14 protein-coding genes are annotated in these 15,754 nt (G+C 55.2%); all 14 read left to right on the forward strand.

Going from position 1 to position 15,754, the window contains the following annotated elements:
* The coding region (locus KEHDKFFH_RS12020) for a type VI secretion system Vgr family protein (RefSeq protein ID WP_241956488.1) at nucleotides 1-877 on the forward strand (877 nt) is incomplete at its 5' end.
* Nucleotides 874-1,668 carry a DUF4123 domain-containing protein gene (locus KEHDKFFH_RS12025; protein ID WP_104322144.1) on the forward strand — a complete coding sequence of 265 codons (795 nt, stop codon included), beginning with the start codon at nucleotides 874-876 and terminating at the stop codon, nucleotides 1,666-1,668. The genes KEHDKFFH_RS12020 and KEHDKFFH_RS12025, both read left to right, overlap by 4 nt.
* A complete protein-coding gene (locus KEHDKFFH_RS12030; protein ID WP_104322145.1) occupies nucleotides 1,668-3,797 on the forward strand; it encodes a LysM peptidoglycan-binding domain-containing protein in 2,130 nt (709 codons plus the stop codon). Before KEHDKFFH_RS12025 ends, KEHDKFFH_RS12030 begins: the two co-directional genes overlap by 1 nt.
* 14 nt (nucleotides 3,798-3,811) lie before the next feature.
* Nucleotides 3,812-4,765 (forward strand): formylglycine-generating enzyme family protein, encoded by a 954-nt coding sequence (locus tag KEHDKFFH_RS12035; RefSeq protein ID WP_104322146.1) that lies wholly within the window; start codon nucleotides 3,812-3,814, stop codon nucleotides 4,763-4,765.
* A gap of 392 nt (nucleotides 4,766-5,157) precedes the next feature.
* Nucleotides 5,158-6,117 carry a formylglycine-generating enzyme family protein gene (locus KEHDKFFH_RS12045; RefSeq protein ID WP_104322147.1) on the forward strand — a complete coding sequence of 320 codons (960 nt, stop codon included), beginning with the start codon at nucleotides 5,158-5,160 and terminating at the stop codon, nucleotides 6,115-6,117.
* Nucleotides 6,118-6,316: 199 nt separating this feature from the next.
* On the forward strand, nucleotides 6,317-7,420 hold the full coding sequence (locus KEHDKFFH_RS12050; RefSeq protein ID WP_104322148.1) for an AI-2E family transporter: 1,104 nt from the start codon (nucleotides 6,317-6,319) through the stop codon (nucleotides 7,418-7,420).
* A 100-nt stretch (nucleotides 7,421-7,520) separates the two neighbouring features.
* On the forward strand, nucleotides 7,521-8,663 hold the full coding sequence (locus tag KEHDKFFH_RS12055) for a zinc-binding dehydrogenase (RefSeq protein ID WP_104322149.1): 1,143 nt from the start codon (nucleotides 7,521-7,523) through the stop codon (nucleotides 8,661-8,663).
* Nucleotides 8,663-9,724 carry a proline racemase family protein gene (locus KEHDKFFH_RS12060; RefSeq protein ID WP_104322150.1) on the forward strand — a complete coding sequence of 354 codons (1,062 nt, stop codon included), beginning with the start codon at nucleotides 8,663-8,665 and terminating at the stop codon, nucleotides 9,722-9,724. The genes KEHDKFFH_RS12055 and KEHDKFFH_RS12060 overlap by 1 nt, the downstream gene beginning before the upstream one ends.
* Before the next feature lie 172 nt (nucleotides 9,725-9,896).
* The gene (locus KEHDKFFH_RS12065; protein WP_104322151.1) at nucleotides 9,897-11,546 is read left to right on the forward strand and encodes an AMP-binding protein; all 1,650 of its coding nucleotides are present in this window, start codon (nucleotides 9,897-9,899) and stop codon (nucleotides 11,544-11,546) included.
* Nucleotides 11,543-11,959 (forward strand): PaaI family thioesterase, encoded by a 417-nt coding sequence (locus KEHDKFFH_RS12070; protein WP_008175922.1) that lies wholly within the window; start codon nucleotides 11,543-11,545, stop codon nucleotides 11,957-11,959. Before KEHDKFFH_RS12065 ends, KEHDKFFH_RS12070 begins: the two co-directional genes overlap by 4 nt.
* Before the next feature lie 4 nt (nucleotides 11,960-11,963).
* Nucleotides 11,964-12,767 carry an alpha/beta fold hydrolase gene (locus tag KEHDKFFH_RS12075; RefSeq protein WP_104322152.1) on the forward strand — a complete coding sequence of 268 codons (804 nt, stop codon included), beginning with the start codon at nucleotides 11,964-11,966 and terminating at the stop codon, nucleotides 12,765-12,767.
* A 78-nt stretch (nucleotides 12,768-12,845) separates the two neighbouring features.
* Complete coding sequence (locus tag KEHDKFFH_RS12080) at nucleotides 12,846-13,649, forward strand: ABC transporter ATP-binding protein (RefSeq protein WP_104322153.1); 804 nt, start codon at nucleotides 12,846-12,848, stop codon at nucleotides 13,647-13,649.
* The gene (locus KEHDKFFH_RS12085; RefSeq protein ID WP_064227239.1) at nucleotides 13,646-14,368 is read left to right on the forward strand and encodes an ABC transporter ATP-binding protein; all 723 of its coding nucleotides are present in this window, start codon (nucleotides 13,646-13,648) and stop codon (nucleotides 14,366-14,368) included. Before KEHDKFFH_RS12080 ends, KEHDKFFH_RS12085 begins: the two co-directional genes overlap by 4 nt.
* Before the next feature lie 72 nt (nucleotides 14,369-14,440).
* The gene (locus tag KEHDKFFH_RS12090) at nucleotides 14,441-15,652 is read left to right on the forward strand and encodes an ABC transporter substrate-binding protein (RefSeq protein WP_104322154.1); all 1,212 of its coding nucleotides are present in this window, start codon (nucleotides 14,441-14,443) and stop codon (nucleotides 15,650-15,652) included.
* The last annotated feature ends 102 nt before the right edge of the window (nucleotides 15,653-15,754 follow it).

Here is a 15,754-nt window from a genome sequence, read left to right on the forward strand (position 1 = left end):
TCAGGGCTGGGCCGGCGGCCAATATGGCTTCATGGCCTTGCCACGAATCGGCCACGAAGTGATTGTCTCCTTCCTGGACGGCGACCCGGACCAGCCCATCATCACCGGGCGAACCCATCACATCACCAATACACCGCCCTATGGTCTGCCTGAGCACAAAACCCGCACCACCCTGAAAACGAAAACCCACAAGGGCGAGGGCAGCAACGAACTGCGATTTGAGGATGAGGCCGGTCAGGAACAGATCTACGTACACGCCCAGAAAGATCTGGACCTGCTCACCGAGAACAACCGCACAGAGGTGATTCGGAACGACAGTCATCGCACCGTGGAAAACCATGATTTCAGTCATGTGAAAGGCAATGAGCACCGCACGGTCGATGGCGAACAGCGTGAGTCGGTGGGAAGTGATTACAGTCTGTCGGTGGGTGGCAGTTTTCACAGTAAACAGGGCAAAAACCAGCTCGTTGAAGCCGGCACCGAGATTCACCACAAGGCGGGCATGAAAGTCGTGATCGAGGCAGGAGCCGAGTTAACGCTCAAGGCGGGTGGCAGCTTTCTGAAACTGGATCCCAGTGGTGTGACGGTATCCGGCCCTTCGGTACGCATGAATTCTGGTGGCGGGCCGGGGAGTGGGAGTGGGGTGGCAGCCCAGGTGCCTGCACTACCGCGCAGCTTGAGTGACATTTCCGATACGAATGAACCGGCACAGCTTGCGGAAACCGACACCCGGGCTTCAGCGGGGCCTGCCCCAAGTTCGGTACAGGCCTTAAAAACAGCGGCCAGGAACGATGTTGCACTGGTCAAGCAGTGTGGGCGCAAGCCGGATGGCACCTGCGCCCTCTCATCCTGTTCATGCGAGGGTGTGACTGCATGATAGGGCTGGATGAAACAACCAGGGCCAAAGCCTGCATTCTCTTCGACGGTGCGTTGTTTGATGCACCGCGCTTCATCTACGAGCACGATGATCAGCCCGAGCTGGAATATCTGTTCTTGGGCACACCACATGAAGCGGCTATGGGCGTCACCCCTTGCCTGGTCAAACCCTCCGAGGGTACACGGCTTTGGCGAGCCCAATCGGAGTGGCGGAATAAAGCCATTATCCTTGTATCGGATAATAGCCTTCCCCTTGTGGCGGGTCATTTGCGCAGTTTGCTTAGTGTGCAGATGCCGGATGGGGGATTCTCCTATTTGCGCTATTACGCACCCAGGCAGCTCACGCGGCTGATGTCTGCATTAAATGAGCAGGAACGCGCTCGCTTTAGCGGGCCAGTCAGAGAGTGGTTGGCCTTCCAGCCGGACGGAGAGCTATCCAGGTTCGATTCAGATGGCTCGCAACTCGCCAGGAACGCCCTTGAGGAAGGCTGGTTTCTGCTAACTGAAAATCATGTGGCAGTGCTGTCACAGAGCGCCAGGCATGAGTTCGTCGAGAAGTTGGGCCGCTTTCTCGACATCACGGATCGAGCACGGTTGGAGCAACTCATCAATGAGGCAACCGCGCTGGGTTTTCGAACCGAAAAGGAGGTTAGCCGTTACGCAGAGCTGGCTGTGGTTCACGGGGAGCGGATCAAGCTTGCCGAAATCCGCACCATTCTGTCTGACTCTGAGCTCTCGACTGGCGCACGTCTGCAAGCAGCTGATAACCATTTGGCATACGGAGTTGCCTGATGAATTCTGAATACACCGTTCGCTCCGGCGACACCCTCAGTGCGATTGCACAACGGCATCAAACGACCCTCAGCAGCCTGATGCGGCTGAATCCTGAAATTGAGAACCCGGATCGAATCTTCCCGGGACAACCGCTCAAGATTCCGGCGGCTAACGAGGAGCAATTCTCCAGCTGTGAAGTGGGTTCTGTTGCCCAGGAGCCATCCTGTTCCGAAGAAATCGTGGAAGTTGTTCACGTAACCGGAGCGGACGAGCTGATTCTTCTGACTGAGGCGGAATTGGCGGAGTGGGTCGAAGAAGAGGAATTTGTTTGTGGTCCGATAACCGAATTCTACCGCAAGCTTGACGGACTCGATGAAGGCGAGACCGATTCTGAACTTGGCGCGACTGAAGGCGAAGGGCAACTGTTGTCTGAAGTGCAGGAGGAGAAAGAGCGGATGATAAACGAACTTGAGGCTCGCTCAGTCCTGACCATCGACATGCAGTCCATCCCACCGATTACTGAGATAAAGCGGTTGGCTGGCAATAAACACGTCACTTTCGTGCGCTCTGACAAGATCGCGAACCACCCTCGCCGGTATCCGATGGCATCGCGAGACAGCGAGCGCAGCAAGGGTTGGCTGACCGAGAACGGCGTTGATCCAGCGAAGCTTCGAGACGCTATCCGTAGCGAACTCAACGTCAAGTTCAACGCAACCCTCTGGGAGCCGGATAAGAATGGCGCGCTTATGACGACGTTGAACAAGTTTTACGATGAGGCATCCTGGTTCATCTGGGGAGACGCGGAAGCCAGGCGGGAAGCGGTCGACGAAACCGGGTTTGATGCCTCCGCAGAGGCACAGTTCATGCGCTTTGCTGCCGGCGCGGCAGCTTCGGGTGAATTTGATCCGCGCAAGGGAAAAGTGCATTTCCAGGCGAAAGTGGAAGCGCAGTATGCACTGGCGCAGGGCAAGGTTGGTGTTGAGCAGGCGTTTCCTGCGAACAACCGATCACAAGTCCGTGTTACCTATCGCTTAGGTGGACCAGATGGCGAACGGAAGGAAGTTTCCCTAGGGCATTTTCAGGCGAGGGTTCGGGCAGCTCTGAGCGGTTTCGCAGGTGCTTCGGTACTTATTGCGGCCAATGTAGAGGTGAAAAGCAGTAACGGTATTCCAGAGTTAAAGGGTGTAGCAGCCAGAAAGGATGGGCAAGGCGCATCGGTGGATGGCGGTGTGTTTGCAGGTATAAGAGCCGGTTGTGAACTTTCTGGCGCCTTGCTCTGGACGGATGTTTTATCTAGGCAATCTCAGTGGCAAAAGCTTTGTGAGATCGGCAAAAAAGTTGAGGGAGCTGCAGGACTTGGAGGTGAAATTCAGATCCGCTTGGAATTTAGCGATACGACTGGGAAGTTTTATTTCAATGTGCACGCGGGTATTGTCTTTGGGGTTGGAGCATCCGGCAGTTTTTTACTTGAAGTTGACCCATCGAATATCGTCCAGATGTTGCATTACGTCTACAAAGCTCTTGGGAACGTGGATTTCAGGTATTTAGAGTTGTTCGATCCCGTAACCGATGCATTTGGATGGTATGGGCGACTGTCGGTGTATGCACTGGGTACAGGCGTAAACCTCTCCCTCGCGGCAGCGAACCTTGCGGAACAAGGAACGCAAACGGTTATCACCTTTTTTAACGACCTTTCCATAGCACTAACTTCGAGTCTGGATCGAGAGCGCGTGGCACTGGAATTCGCTACCAACATAATCTCAGACAATGAGAAAGGCGAAGAAAGTATCTTGCGGCACTCGCCACCCGAAGCCAAAGCTAAGTTGTTGTTTATTTTGACGGATGACTTTTGGCTGACTCCGCAACTGTTTGATGGTACCCGCACCAAAGTCCAAGCCGTCTCCCTGATTCTGAAGTCGATGCAAGGATGGAGGGATTTTGAAGAAACCATCGTCAGAATAAATGAAAGTGCGGAGCCTTTCCCTCAACAATTCGATGAAAATGTTAGGAGAGTGTTCAGCTTTATTGGGAAAAATTTAAATGACTACCGGCTTTATCGAAAAGTTTTGCATGGTCAACGAGCAAACTTGGTGGGGCCCGTTCAACTTGATCCTTTTTCTGCCTGTAAGGTTTGTGGAATAGCTTGAGGAACAGAGGTCGTATGATTGAGAATTTCAGAATATGGATAGGCGCTGCTGTACTTGGGCTGGTTGTTGGCTGTTCGAGTTCGTCTCAACAACTCTCGGAGGACGAGCTCGCTCTGGTTCTGGCAAATGCGGAGGATAGTCTCGTCTTTATAGAAGGGGGAGAGTTCCGACTGGGAGATGTTGGCCAAGCTTCCGGCGAGCCATTCTCTCCGTTACTCGAAAATAACAAGCCGTCGATAATGGTCAACATTGATGATTTTTCGATACAGAGCAAGGAGGTCACTTGGGGTGAATTCTTGGTCTTTCTCCGCGACGTTGGCCGAGCAGGTAACTACACCATTGAAAATGGGTTTCGGAGTGCGGCGAGATTACCAATTGAGTCGAATGACGACCCCACCTCCCCAAACTATGCATTGAAGCCAGCAAGAAGCCCCAATTACTCCGAGGCTGAAGAATATTGTGCATGGCTTGCTGAGAAGACTAATTTGCCGTTTGCACTACCGACAGAGGCACAATGGGAATACGCAGCAAGGAACCGTGGACAACGGATTGCGTACGCTACGAGTACCGGTGAATTGGTACTGGATGACTATCTACAGAAGGCTTCAGTTGATCCTTTGAAGCCTGTAACGGGTAATGTCCTCATTCACTCTTCATTCGCTGTGGAGAGGCGTCCGGTTGGCTCTTATCAGCCTAGCCCTTTGGGTTTGTACGATATGACTGGAAACGTACCTGAGTGGACGCGCGACTGGTTTCAATCAGGCTACGGGCACTTAAACGCAAGTAATCCAGTGGCATCTGAGCCCGGTGAAGGTTCTGATAGTTTAAAGAAGAGTGTTCGTGATATCGCTGGGTATGGGGACCACAGTGGTGGCTTGGCGACAGTCTATGCCCGGCGAGCTGTCAGTGTTAATTCGCCCAATCAGGGCTTCCGCTGCGTCGTCAATCATCCCAAGCCTATAAATTAAAGAAAGGGCAGGAAGCCCTTGCAATAAGCGAAGTGCCTATACTAGTCAAGTTGACTGGCAGCCAATTAGACGTCCCGACTGGTGGCTAACGCCCGATATCTGAAGTGATGACGATATTAAAATCCAAGCCGTGAATTTGATTCTGAATTCGTTTCAGGGATGGCGTGATTTCGAGGAAACGGTGTTACGAATGAATCCGCAAGGCTTTGCCCGGCTGGATAAGTTCGAGAATAACTTCGACCGGCTGTTTGACTTCATAGGCAAGAATAAATCGGATCAGTATCTCTTCATTCGTGGCTTGAAGTACCAGGTAGCCGTCGCTGACAGGCCGGTAAGAATGGATCCTTTTAGTGTTTGTCGTATTTGTAGGATTGGTTAAGGAAACCTAGTAGATGTTGAGAATTGAACGGTTGAGGGTGATTGGCCTGACGATAATGCCGACTTTTTTGGTCGCATGTGGTGGTCTTGGTGGTACTGATGGCGATAGCTCTGTATCTCGCGTTGTGGAAAATGCTATCGAGAATCAGGTTTTTGTTGAAGGCGGTGAATTTGAGCTCGGAGACGTGGGTCGGCCCGATGGTTCTGCCTACGTGACTTTAGTAGATCATAGTCGCCCGGCAATTGAGGTAAAGGTCGATAGCTATTCAATCTCACGCTACGAAACTACTTGGGGCCAAATGCGGGTGTATTACGAAGCTACGGGGCGGCTTTCTCAATATGAAGAATCCCCATTCAAACACCGATATGTTAACTCGCCAACTGACGATCTTTTGTCACCTTACTTCCGAAACAAGCCTGCCAGAGTGCCCAATTATGGAGAGGCCGAAGGCTATTGTGCTTGGTTAGCTCAGGAGACGGGGTTGCCTTTTGCGCTGCCGACTGAGGCGCAATGGGAGTATGGTGCGAGAAGCCGGGGGCGCCGGGTAGCCTATGCGACGAACTCAGGACAAGTCGAAAACGACCCGTATTTAAAGCGCCCTACGGAATATGTCGACACATCGATTCGTCCCTCCGGCAACACTTTGATCCATTCTTCGCTTAAATTTGAGCGCCGACCAGTTGGCAGTTATCCCCCAAATTCTCTGGGCCTCTACGACATGACCGGGAATGTCGCTGAATGGACTCAGGACTGGTTTCAGAAAGACTATTACCAGCATGCGCCGCGAACTAATCCCCAAGGTCCCCTGAAAGCAATTAATCCAGAAAGTCCGGAGAAAACTGTAAGAGATTGGGCTGGCCACGGCGACCACGTAGGTGGCAATGCTACTGTGTTTGCGCGATACGGTGTGCCTGTTTCCGCTAGCGGCAACGGCTTCCGCTGCGTCGTCAATCATCCTGAGCCGATAAACTAGGTAATGGCAAGAATCCGTCAAAAAAAAATCGAAGTGCCGAGCTTACATTTCGTTTTCGAAACTTCGGTTTTTGTTTCAGGTGAACCCCACGTAACCCTCCCCCGGATGCGCCCGTGCATTGGTGAAGGTAGACTGACTGCCATAAACACTGGCCTGGATTCTTCCGGGCCAGTTTATTTCACGGTATGCAGGGTTCATCATGAACGGCCAACCCACAAACAACGAACCGGCGGGCGAGAGCAAGCGCCCGCTGATTTCATCGGATCTCGCCACGCCGATCTACGGGCTGTTCGGCCTGGGGATCCTGTACACCCTGTACGTGGCTCATCAGATTGTTCTGCCCATCATTCTTGCCGTCATGACCAGTCTGCTGCTTTCGCCTCTGGTCAAAAGAGCCTACGTAAAATGGCGGATTCCCCGGATGATCAGTTCTCTGATTTTCGTGCTGTTGGTGCTGGCGGGAATCGTCGGCATAACTCTGGCGGTGGCAACCCCGGCGTTGAAGTGGGCGGAAGAGGTGCCTCAGGGCATTTCGCGCTTGCTCGTTGGCGAGAGTGAAATCAGCCGTCAGATCGCGAAAGTCACAGAATCCGCGGAGCAGGTTGAAAAGTCCGTGGAGGAGCTTTCAGAGTCGGAACAACAGCAGCCAACGGCGGTTGTTCTGCAAACGGACTCCTGGCGCAGCCAATTAATGGCCAAGGCCCGAAATGCGATCGCCGGCTTGGCGCTGGCACTGGCATTGACCTATTTTCTGCTGGTCAGCGGTGATCGTCTGATCAAGAATTTTGTCCGTCAGTTGCCCATTGATCAGCGGAAAACGGTACTTCGGATTACCCACGATTCCCAGCATCAGATTGCCCAATACCTGGGTGTTCTCAGCCTGAGTAACCTGGCGGTGGGCACCACAACCGGCCTGATCTGCTGGGCGGTCGGGCTGCCGGATCCGGCTGTGTGGGGGCTGGTCGCTGGGCTAGCCCGGTTTATCCCCTATCTGGGGGTTATTCTCTCTATCTCCATGCTTACGATTGTCTCCGCCATCAGCCTTGATGAGTTCTGGATGATGGCCATTGCGCCGCTGGGATTCCTCGGTTTGACCACGCTGGTCGGTTTTTTCATCGAACCCTGGATTCACGGCTTTCGGATGGCGATCAATCCGGTGATTATCTTTGTCTCGATTTTCTTCTGGGGCTGGCTCTGGGGACCAGTGGGTGTGCTTCTGGCAGTGCCCCTGATGACGGTCATTCAGGTGGTGCTCAAGCAGATCCCCAAGTTACGGCCGGTCTACAAGGTCATCGCCCGGTAGCGGGGTAATGGATACCCGTAACAAGCCCTGACACACCCCGGAAACTCACCTATCCTCTCTGGATACCCGAGATTCAGCAAACAGGGAGGATCGTCAGCCCATGATCCCGAACACCATGAAAGCCATGGTTCTGACCGGTCACGGTGATGTCGATAAACTGGAGTATCAGGATGTGCCTGTTCCTGCCCCAGGGCCAGGAGAGGTGCTTGTCCAGGTGACGGCTACGGCGAAGAACAACACCGACCGCAAAGCGCGGGAAGGGCTGTATCCTACCAAAAAAGGCGAAATGACATCCTTTCAGATGGGCGGAAAGCCCACGCTGGTTTTTCCCAGAATTCAGGGTGCGGATATCGCCGGCCGTGTTGTGGCCGTTGGTGACGGTGTGGACGAGTCTCGTATCGGCGAGCGGGGACTGCTGGATTTCAACATTTACGCCAATGACCGGCGGGACATCAACCTCACCCCCGATTACTTCGGGCACGGTGCCGATGGCGGCTACGCCGAATATGTAGCGCTCCTGTCAGACCAGTTCCATCACATACCCAACCCCGAGTTGGCCGATGCCGAAGTCGCGTCCATGGGGATGTGTTCCTATCAGACTGCCATGCACATGCTTACCTCGGCCAACATCAGCGCCGGCGAGCGGGTGCTGGTTACCGGTGCCAGTGGCGGTGTCGGCACGGCCCTGATCCAGCTTTGCCGGATCATGGGGGCCATTCCCTACGCTCTCAGCAAACAGGACAAGGCGTCGGCTCTGCTTGAGCTGGGTGCCGAGGCCGTGCTGGATCGGTCTGATATGGACAGCTTTGTGGATCGTGTGAAAGCGGAAACCGGTGGCAAACCCATCGATGCGGTCATGGACCTGGTCGGCGGTGAGATGACCGATGTGTTCATCGACACCATGATCTTTGATATGAACGCCCGCAGCACCTACCCGCGACTCAGTATTGCCGGCGCCAGCGGCGGCAATATCAGCGAAATTCTGTGGACCCGGATCTACCTCTACCAGGTGCAGATTTTCGGGGTATCTCATGGCACCCGGGAAGAGGCGGAACAACTGATGGCCTGGATCCGCGGAGGGCAGCTGAAACCGGTTCTGCACGGTGCCTTCAAACTCTCCGATCTGCATCGGGCAGAAGAGTATTTTGTGAACCGGGGTAGCAATTATCTCGGCAAGATCGTGATCGTTCCCGACTCACAATGGGAAGAACACGGCCAACCCTGGTCACTGGAGAGCGCCTGATGAAACCGGAACTGACCATTCAGTTGATGGATACCCACGCCGGCGGTGATGTCAGCCGGATCGTGACCGGCGGGATTGATCTGTTGCCCGGCGATACGGTTCGGGCACAGATGGAGTACCTGCGGGATGACGCCGATGGCCTGCGCCGGCTTTTGTTGGAAGAACCATACGGTGTGCCGGAAATGTCTGTGGATTTGCTGGTGCCGCCAACGGATCCGCGCGCCGCGGCCGGTTATATCATCATGGAAGTTATGGGTTACCCCATATACTCAGGCTCCAATACCATCTGTACGGCCACTGCAGTGCTGGAATCGGGCATCGTGCCGAAACAGGAAGGCAAACAGAACTTTCTCCTGGAGTCTCCCGCTGGCCTGGTTCAAATTGAGGCGACGGTGCACGACGGCGTGGTGGAAGCCATCACCTGTGAGGGGTTGCCCAGCTATATCCACACCTACAAGGCCACCATCGACGTGCCCTCACTGGGTGAGATTACCTACAGTGTTGCCTACAGTGGCGGCTTTTATGCGTTGGTGGACGCGTCCAGTCTGGGCTTTGATCTGACCCTGGACGAAGAGCGCAAGCTGTCGGAAACCGCCCACGCCATCGTTGAGGCCATCCAGGCCGAGCGGGGCTTCTCCCATTACACCCTTGGCGATGTGGGGCCGTTGCCGTTCCTCCACTTCATGGGGCCGGTGGAGCATGTGGCAGAGGGCTATTACCGGTCACGGTCCGCAACCTATGTGCATCCCGGTGTGATCTGCCGGAGCACAACGGGCACCGGCACCTCCGCGCGCCTGGCGCTGATGAACTACGAAGGCAGCATAAAGCCGGGCGACAAGCTCGAAACCGTTTCCCTGAGAGAGACCGGTTTTATCGGGGAATTTACCTCCGTCGAGGAAGAGGGCGAGTACCAGGTGATCAAGAACAGCATCACCGGCAAGGGTTATGTCATCGCCCGCTCCGACATTGTGGTCAACTGCGATGATCCCATGGTTGAGTGCGGATCCCTCCACCACATTCTGTCCAGCCGCCATACCGGAAAAATTACCTCTCAATCCTGAGGTCCTTTCCGGATCTCTTTCCCGGGCGCGACATGCCGCTGCGCCCGGTTTTCCACCTCATAAAACCAGGCAGATTTCTTCCTTTTTCGTCTAAAGTTTACCTTTACGTAAAGTGAAGCCTGTGCTAAACCTTGACCCGTGCTTTCGATGATAAAAACAACAGGAGTTGAGAATGAGCCTTCCGGAATATACCGACGTTTACAACAACTTCGATCCTGCTGCTCTGGAAGCGGACATCCTGGATGGACGTCTGGATAGCGGGCTCAACGTGTGCCACGAAATCTGCGACAAATGGGCGGATGACCCAAGTCGGGTTGCCCTTTACTACGAAACAGAGGATGGCGGTGATGGCAGTCTGACTTTCGCTGAATTGAAAGAGGCCTCTGCACGGTTCGCCCATTATCTGAAATCCCAGGGTATCGGCAAGGGCGACCGGGTGGCTGCACTCCTGCCGCGCACTCCGGAGCTGCTGATAGTTATTGCCGGTACCCTCCGTGCCGGTGCCGTGTATCAGCCGCTGTTTACTGCCTTTGGTTCCGGTGCGATCGAATACCGTTTTGAGCGGGCCAGTACCAAGCTGGTGGTGACCAACCCTGAGAACTATCCCAAGCTGAACGATGTCAAAGTCTGCCCGCCGGTGGTTGGTGTCAACGCCAGTGAGATTGGTGCAGACATCCCTGATTTCCAGGAAACCCTCGCGGCTCAGTCCAGTGAGTTTGAGCCTGTCATGATCAAGGGCGACGATCCGTTCCTCCAGATGTTCACCTCCGGAACCGTGGGTAAATCCAAGGGCGTTGCCGTTCCCGCCAAGGCGCTGCTGGCGTTCTATGTCTACATGAAGTACGCCATCGATCTGCAGGACGGCGACAAGTTCTGGAACGTAGCCGATCCCGGTTGGGCTTACGGGCTTTACTATGCCGTGGTTGGGCCTCTTCTGATGGGCCATGCGACACACTTCAATCCGGGCGGATTTACCCCGGAATCCACCTACGACATGATCCGGAAATACAAGATCACCAACCTGGCAGCAGCGCCCACGGCGTACCGCCTGCTGAAGGCCAACGATCACGTGCTGCCGGAAGGCGAGAACCTGGGCTTGCGCGTTGCCAGCAGTGCCGGCGAGCCTCTGAACCCGGAAGTGGTGAACTGGATTCGCAACCGTCACTTCTGCCCGGTGAAAGACCACTACGGCCAGACCGAGACCGGCATGACCTGCTGCAACTTCCACGGCCTTGCGCATCCGGTACGTGAGGGTTCCATGGGCTATGCCTCCCCGGGCCACAAGGTTGTCGCGCTGAACGAGAAAAACGAAGAAGTGGGCGAGGGCGAAGTTGGTCAGTTGGCTGTCGATGTGAAGGCCTCACCGCTGTTCCACTTTGACGGTTACACCTGGGGTGAAAAAGACCCGTTCGTTAACGGCTACTACCTCACCGGCGACATGGTTATCAACCACGGCAATGGCAACTTCTCCTTCAGTGGCCGGGATGATGACATTATCACCACGGCCGGCTACCGCGTGGGGCCAGCGGATGTCGAAAGCACGCTCCTCGAGCACGCCGCTGTGGCGGAATCGGGTGTTGTCGGCAAGCCGGATGAAAAGCGCGGTTCCATCATCAAGGCTTATGTGGTGATCAAGGGCGATTATGCTCTTGGAGACGAGCAGGCCCTGAAAGACGAACTTCAGGAACTGGTGCGTCGCAGGCTCTCTACCCACGCCTTCCCGCGGGAAATCGAGTTTGTTGATGAGTTGCCCAAGACACCCAGTGGAAAAATCCAGCGGTTCGTTCTGCGTAATCAGGCCAAGGAAGAAATCGGCGCATGATCATTACGTTTGAAGAGCTGCAGGCCTTCCTTGATGAACAGTTTCCGCAGGGGGAAGCCTACGGCACCCTGCAGAAGCTCGGGGATGGCTGGGCAGAAATGAAACTGGAAGTGGATGAGGCGCATCTCAGGCCCGGAGGAACCGTATCCGGGCCAGCTATGATGGGGTTGGCAGACGTTACCCTGTATGCCGCGCTGTTGAGCAAGATCGGTCTGGTGCCGCTGGCAGTGACCACCAACCTCAATATCAACTTCCTCCGCAAGCCGGTGGCCCATCAGCCCATCTGGGCCCGGGCGACCATGCTGAAAGTGGGCCGCACCATGGGTGTGGGTGAGGTGTTTGTCTACTCTGAAGGCGCGGAAGAGCCGGTGGCCCACTCCACCATGACCTACTCAATTCCTCCAAACCGGTAAGTCCATGCAGATTCGTGACATGATGGTGCCGGTAGGCGATGGTGTTGAGCTGGAAGTGAGGCGGATCCAGCACGCGGAACCGAAAGGGCCGGTGCTGGTTTTTCTCCATGAATCCCTTGGCAGCATCGCGCTGTGGCGAAAGTTCCCGGAAAGAATGGCGAAAGCCACTGGCTGCGATGCGCTGATCTACAATCGGCAGGGCTACGGCCACTCTTCTGACGAAGAACTTCCTCGCCCTTACGATTACCTTGAGGTTGCAGGCCATCGGTGGTTGCCCCGATTGCTGGACAAGCTCGAGATCAGGGATGTTGTGCTGGTAGGGCATAGCGACGGAGGTTCCATTGCCCTTGTGGCCGCTGGCACCCTGGGTGGCCGTGTGAAGTCGCTGGTAACCATGGCCGCACACATCTATGCGGATCACCTCACCCTCGCTGGTATAGAGGAGATGGCCGTTCGCTATCGGGAGACGGATATACGGGATCGTCTGGTCCGCTATCACGGCAACCGGACTGACGACCTATTCAACGCCTGGCAGACAGTCTGGCGGGACGAAGGGTTCCAATCAGCCATGGATTTCAGTCGGTGGCTGGCGGCAATCGAATGTCCGGCTATCATCATTCAGGGGGAGAACGATGAATACGGAGTACCTGAGCAGGTAACGGATATTGTTGCAGGTATCGGGGAAAATGCCCGCGGGGTCTTTCTCGAAGACGCCGGGCACTCTCCACACCTGGAAAAGCAGGACCAGGTAGTAGACCTTCTATACGACTTTTTGCGTAGCGAGAGTGTACTTAAAAACTGCAATTAAGTGTTGACGTTTACGTATACGTCAATCTAATCTGGTAGTCAGATAAAACGCACAACAATAACAAAGGTAGATTGGCTCATGAGTGAACAGTACGTTCTGGAGACCCGTAACCTTGTCAAAGAATTCAAGGGCTTTGTTGCGGTCGACGACGTGAACCTGAAGGTTGAGAAAGGCCATATTCACGCCCTGATCGGCCCTAACGGTGCCGGCAAGACTACGGTCTTCAATCTGCTCACCAAATTCTTGATCCCGACCCGGGGCCAGATCCTGTTCAAGGGTCAGGACATCACTACCATGAAGTCCGCCGCCATCGCCCGCCAGGGCATTGTACGCTCGTTTCAGATCTCAGCCGTATTCCCGCACATGACCGCGCTGGAGAACATCCGGGTCGCCTTACAGACCTTTGAGGGTACCTCCTTCAGTTTCTGGAAATCCGGTAATTCCCTGCACAAGCTCAACCAGCGTTGCATGGAGCTTCTGGATGCCGTGGGCCTGGCTGAATTCGCCAACACCACCACCGTAGAATTGGCTTACGGGCGCAAACGGGCGCTGGAACTGGCGACCACGCTTGCCATGGAGCCGCAACTGCTGTTGCTCGACGAGCCGACCCAGGGCATGGGTTCGGAAGACGTTGATCGCGTTGTGGAGCTGGTGCGCAAGGCTGCGGAGGGACGAACTGTGCTGATGGTTGAGCACAACCTCAGTGTGGTCAGCAAGTTGTGTGATCGCATCACTGTGCTGGCCCAGGGTGCCGTTCTGACCGAAGGCGATTACGCAGCGGTTTCCGGCGATCCACGGGTTCGCGAGGTTTATATGGGTAGTGATGGTAGCGGAGAGCGCGGCACCACCGCCGACAGTGATCAGGCGGAGGCAGCGCAATGACCACGAAATCCGATCGCGAGTACGAACAGCTCCGTTTGTCCGGATTGCATGCCTTTTACGGCGAATCCCACATCCTCCACGGCATCGACATGGTGGTGAACCGCGGGGAATTGGTGACTTTGTTGGGCCGGAATGGTGCGGGCCGCAGCACAACGCTCAAAGCCATCATGAACATGGTTGGCCGGCGAACCGGATCCATAATGATTAACGGTGAGGAGACCATGTCCTGTGCGCCTCACCATATTGCCAGGTTGGGTGTCGGGTATTGCCCCGAACATCGGGGCATTTTTTCCTCACTGAGTGTCCAGGAGAACCTGACGCTACCGCCCGTCGTGCGTAGCGGCGGTATGAGTCTGGAAGAAATCTACAACATGTTCCCCAACCTCTATGAGCGACGCTTCAGCCAGGGCACCAAGCTGTCCGGTGGCGAGCAGCAGATGCTGGCCATGGCGCGTATTCTGCGCACAGGCGCCAATATGCTGCTGCTGGACGAGATCACCGAGGGCCTGGCGCCGGTTATTGTAGAAAAGCTGGGAGAGGTCCTGATTGCCCTTAAAAACAAGGGCCTGACCATTGTCCTGGTTGAACAGAATTTCCACTTCGCAGCACCGTTAGCCGACCGTCATTACGTTGTTGAGCACGGTCAGATTGTGGAAGAAGTCAGCGCCAACGAACTGAGTGCCAAGCAGTCGGTGCTGGATAGCTATTTGGGGGTCTGATCCCGGATAGGACGAGAGCAAGAAAAGCAACAACAACCCGAACCAACGCAAGACAGTAGCGGAGATACAACAATGACAATGATGAAAAAGCTTCTGACATCAGCCGTTGCATCAGCCATGATGGCAAGCGGAGCCCAGGCGGCCATTTCCAACGACACGGTCAAGATCGGTTATCTGGCGGACATGTCCGGCACCTACCGTGACCTCGCTGGACCTAACGGCCTGAAGGCCCTGGAAATGGCGATTGCCGATTTCGGCGGCCAGGTAAACGGCGCCAAGATTGAAGTGGTCAGTGCCGATGACCGTAACAGCCCGGATACCTCATCCAGCACAGTCCGTCGCTGGGTTGAAAACGAGGACGTAGACCTCGTAGCCGGTATGGTGGCCTCCTCTGTTTCCATCGCCGTGAGCAAGATCCTGGAAGAAAACGATCGCCTCGGTATCATCTCCGGCTCAGCCGCTTCCAGCATCACGAACGAGCACTGTACTCCCAACCACATCCACTATGTTTACGACACCTACCCGCTGGCCAACGGCACTGCCAGCGCGGTTGTTAAAGAAGGTGGCAAAACCTGGTACATGCTGACTGCGGACTATGCGTTCGGTCACGCACTGGAAGGTGATGTAACACGCGTTGTTGAAGCCAACGGCGGTGAAATTGTGGGTACTGTTCGCCACCCGTTCCCGACCCAGGATTTCTCATCGTTCATTCTTCAGGCTCAGGCTTCCGGCGCTGATGTCATCGGTCTGGCGAATGCCGGCGCTGACACCACCAACGCCATCACCACCGCCAGTGAATTCGGTGTAACCCAGTCTGGCCAGACTCTGGCGGCACTGCTGCTGTTCCTGACGGACGTTCATGCGCTCGGTGCGCAGACTGCCCAGGGCATCCAGCTCACCACAGGCTGGTACTGGGACATGAACGATGAGACCCGTGAGTGGTCTGATCGCTTCATGGAAGAAACCGGCGTACGCCCGACCATGGTTCACGCAGGTATCTACTCCAGCACCATGCAGTACCTGAATGCCGTTGACGCCACCGGATCTGACGATGCCCAGACTGTGCGCAAGCAGATGATGGACACTCCGATCAACGACATGTTTGCCAAGAACGGCAAGATCCGTGTTGACGGCCGCATGGTGCATGATATGTACCTGGCGGAAGTGAAGACCCCGGCCGAGTCCAAGAACGAGTGGGATCTGTACAAGATTCTGCGGACCATCCCGGCCGAAGAGTCCTACCGTCCGCTCTCCGAGAGCAAGTGCAAGCTGGTCAATAACTAAAAGCGACCGTTTTGGGTTCGTCCTGCAACAGGGCAGGGCGAACCCATGACAACGGAAAAAAACAAAGCCAAAAAACAATCCCTGTGCTGCTTCTGGAGTTAG

The organism is Marinobacter maroccanus, assembly GCF_002933275.1.
Lineage (GTDB): Bacteria > Pseudomonadota > Gammaproteobacteria > Pseudomonadales > Oleiphilaceae > Marinobacter > Marinobacter maroccanus.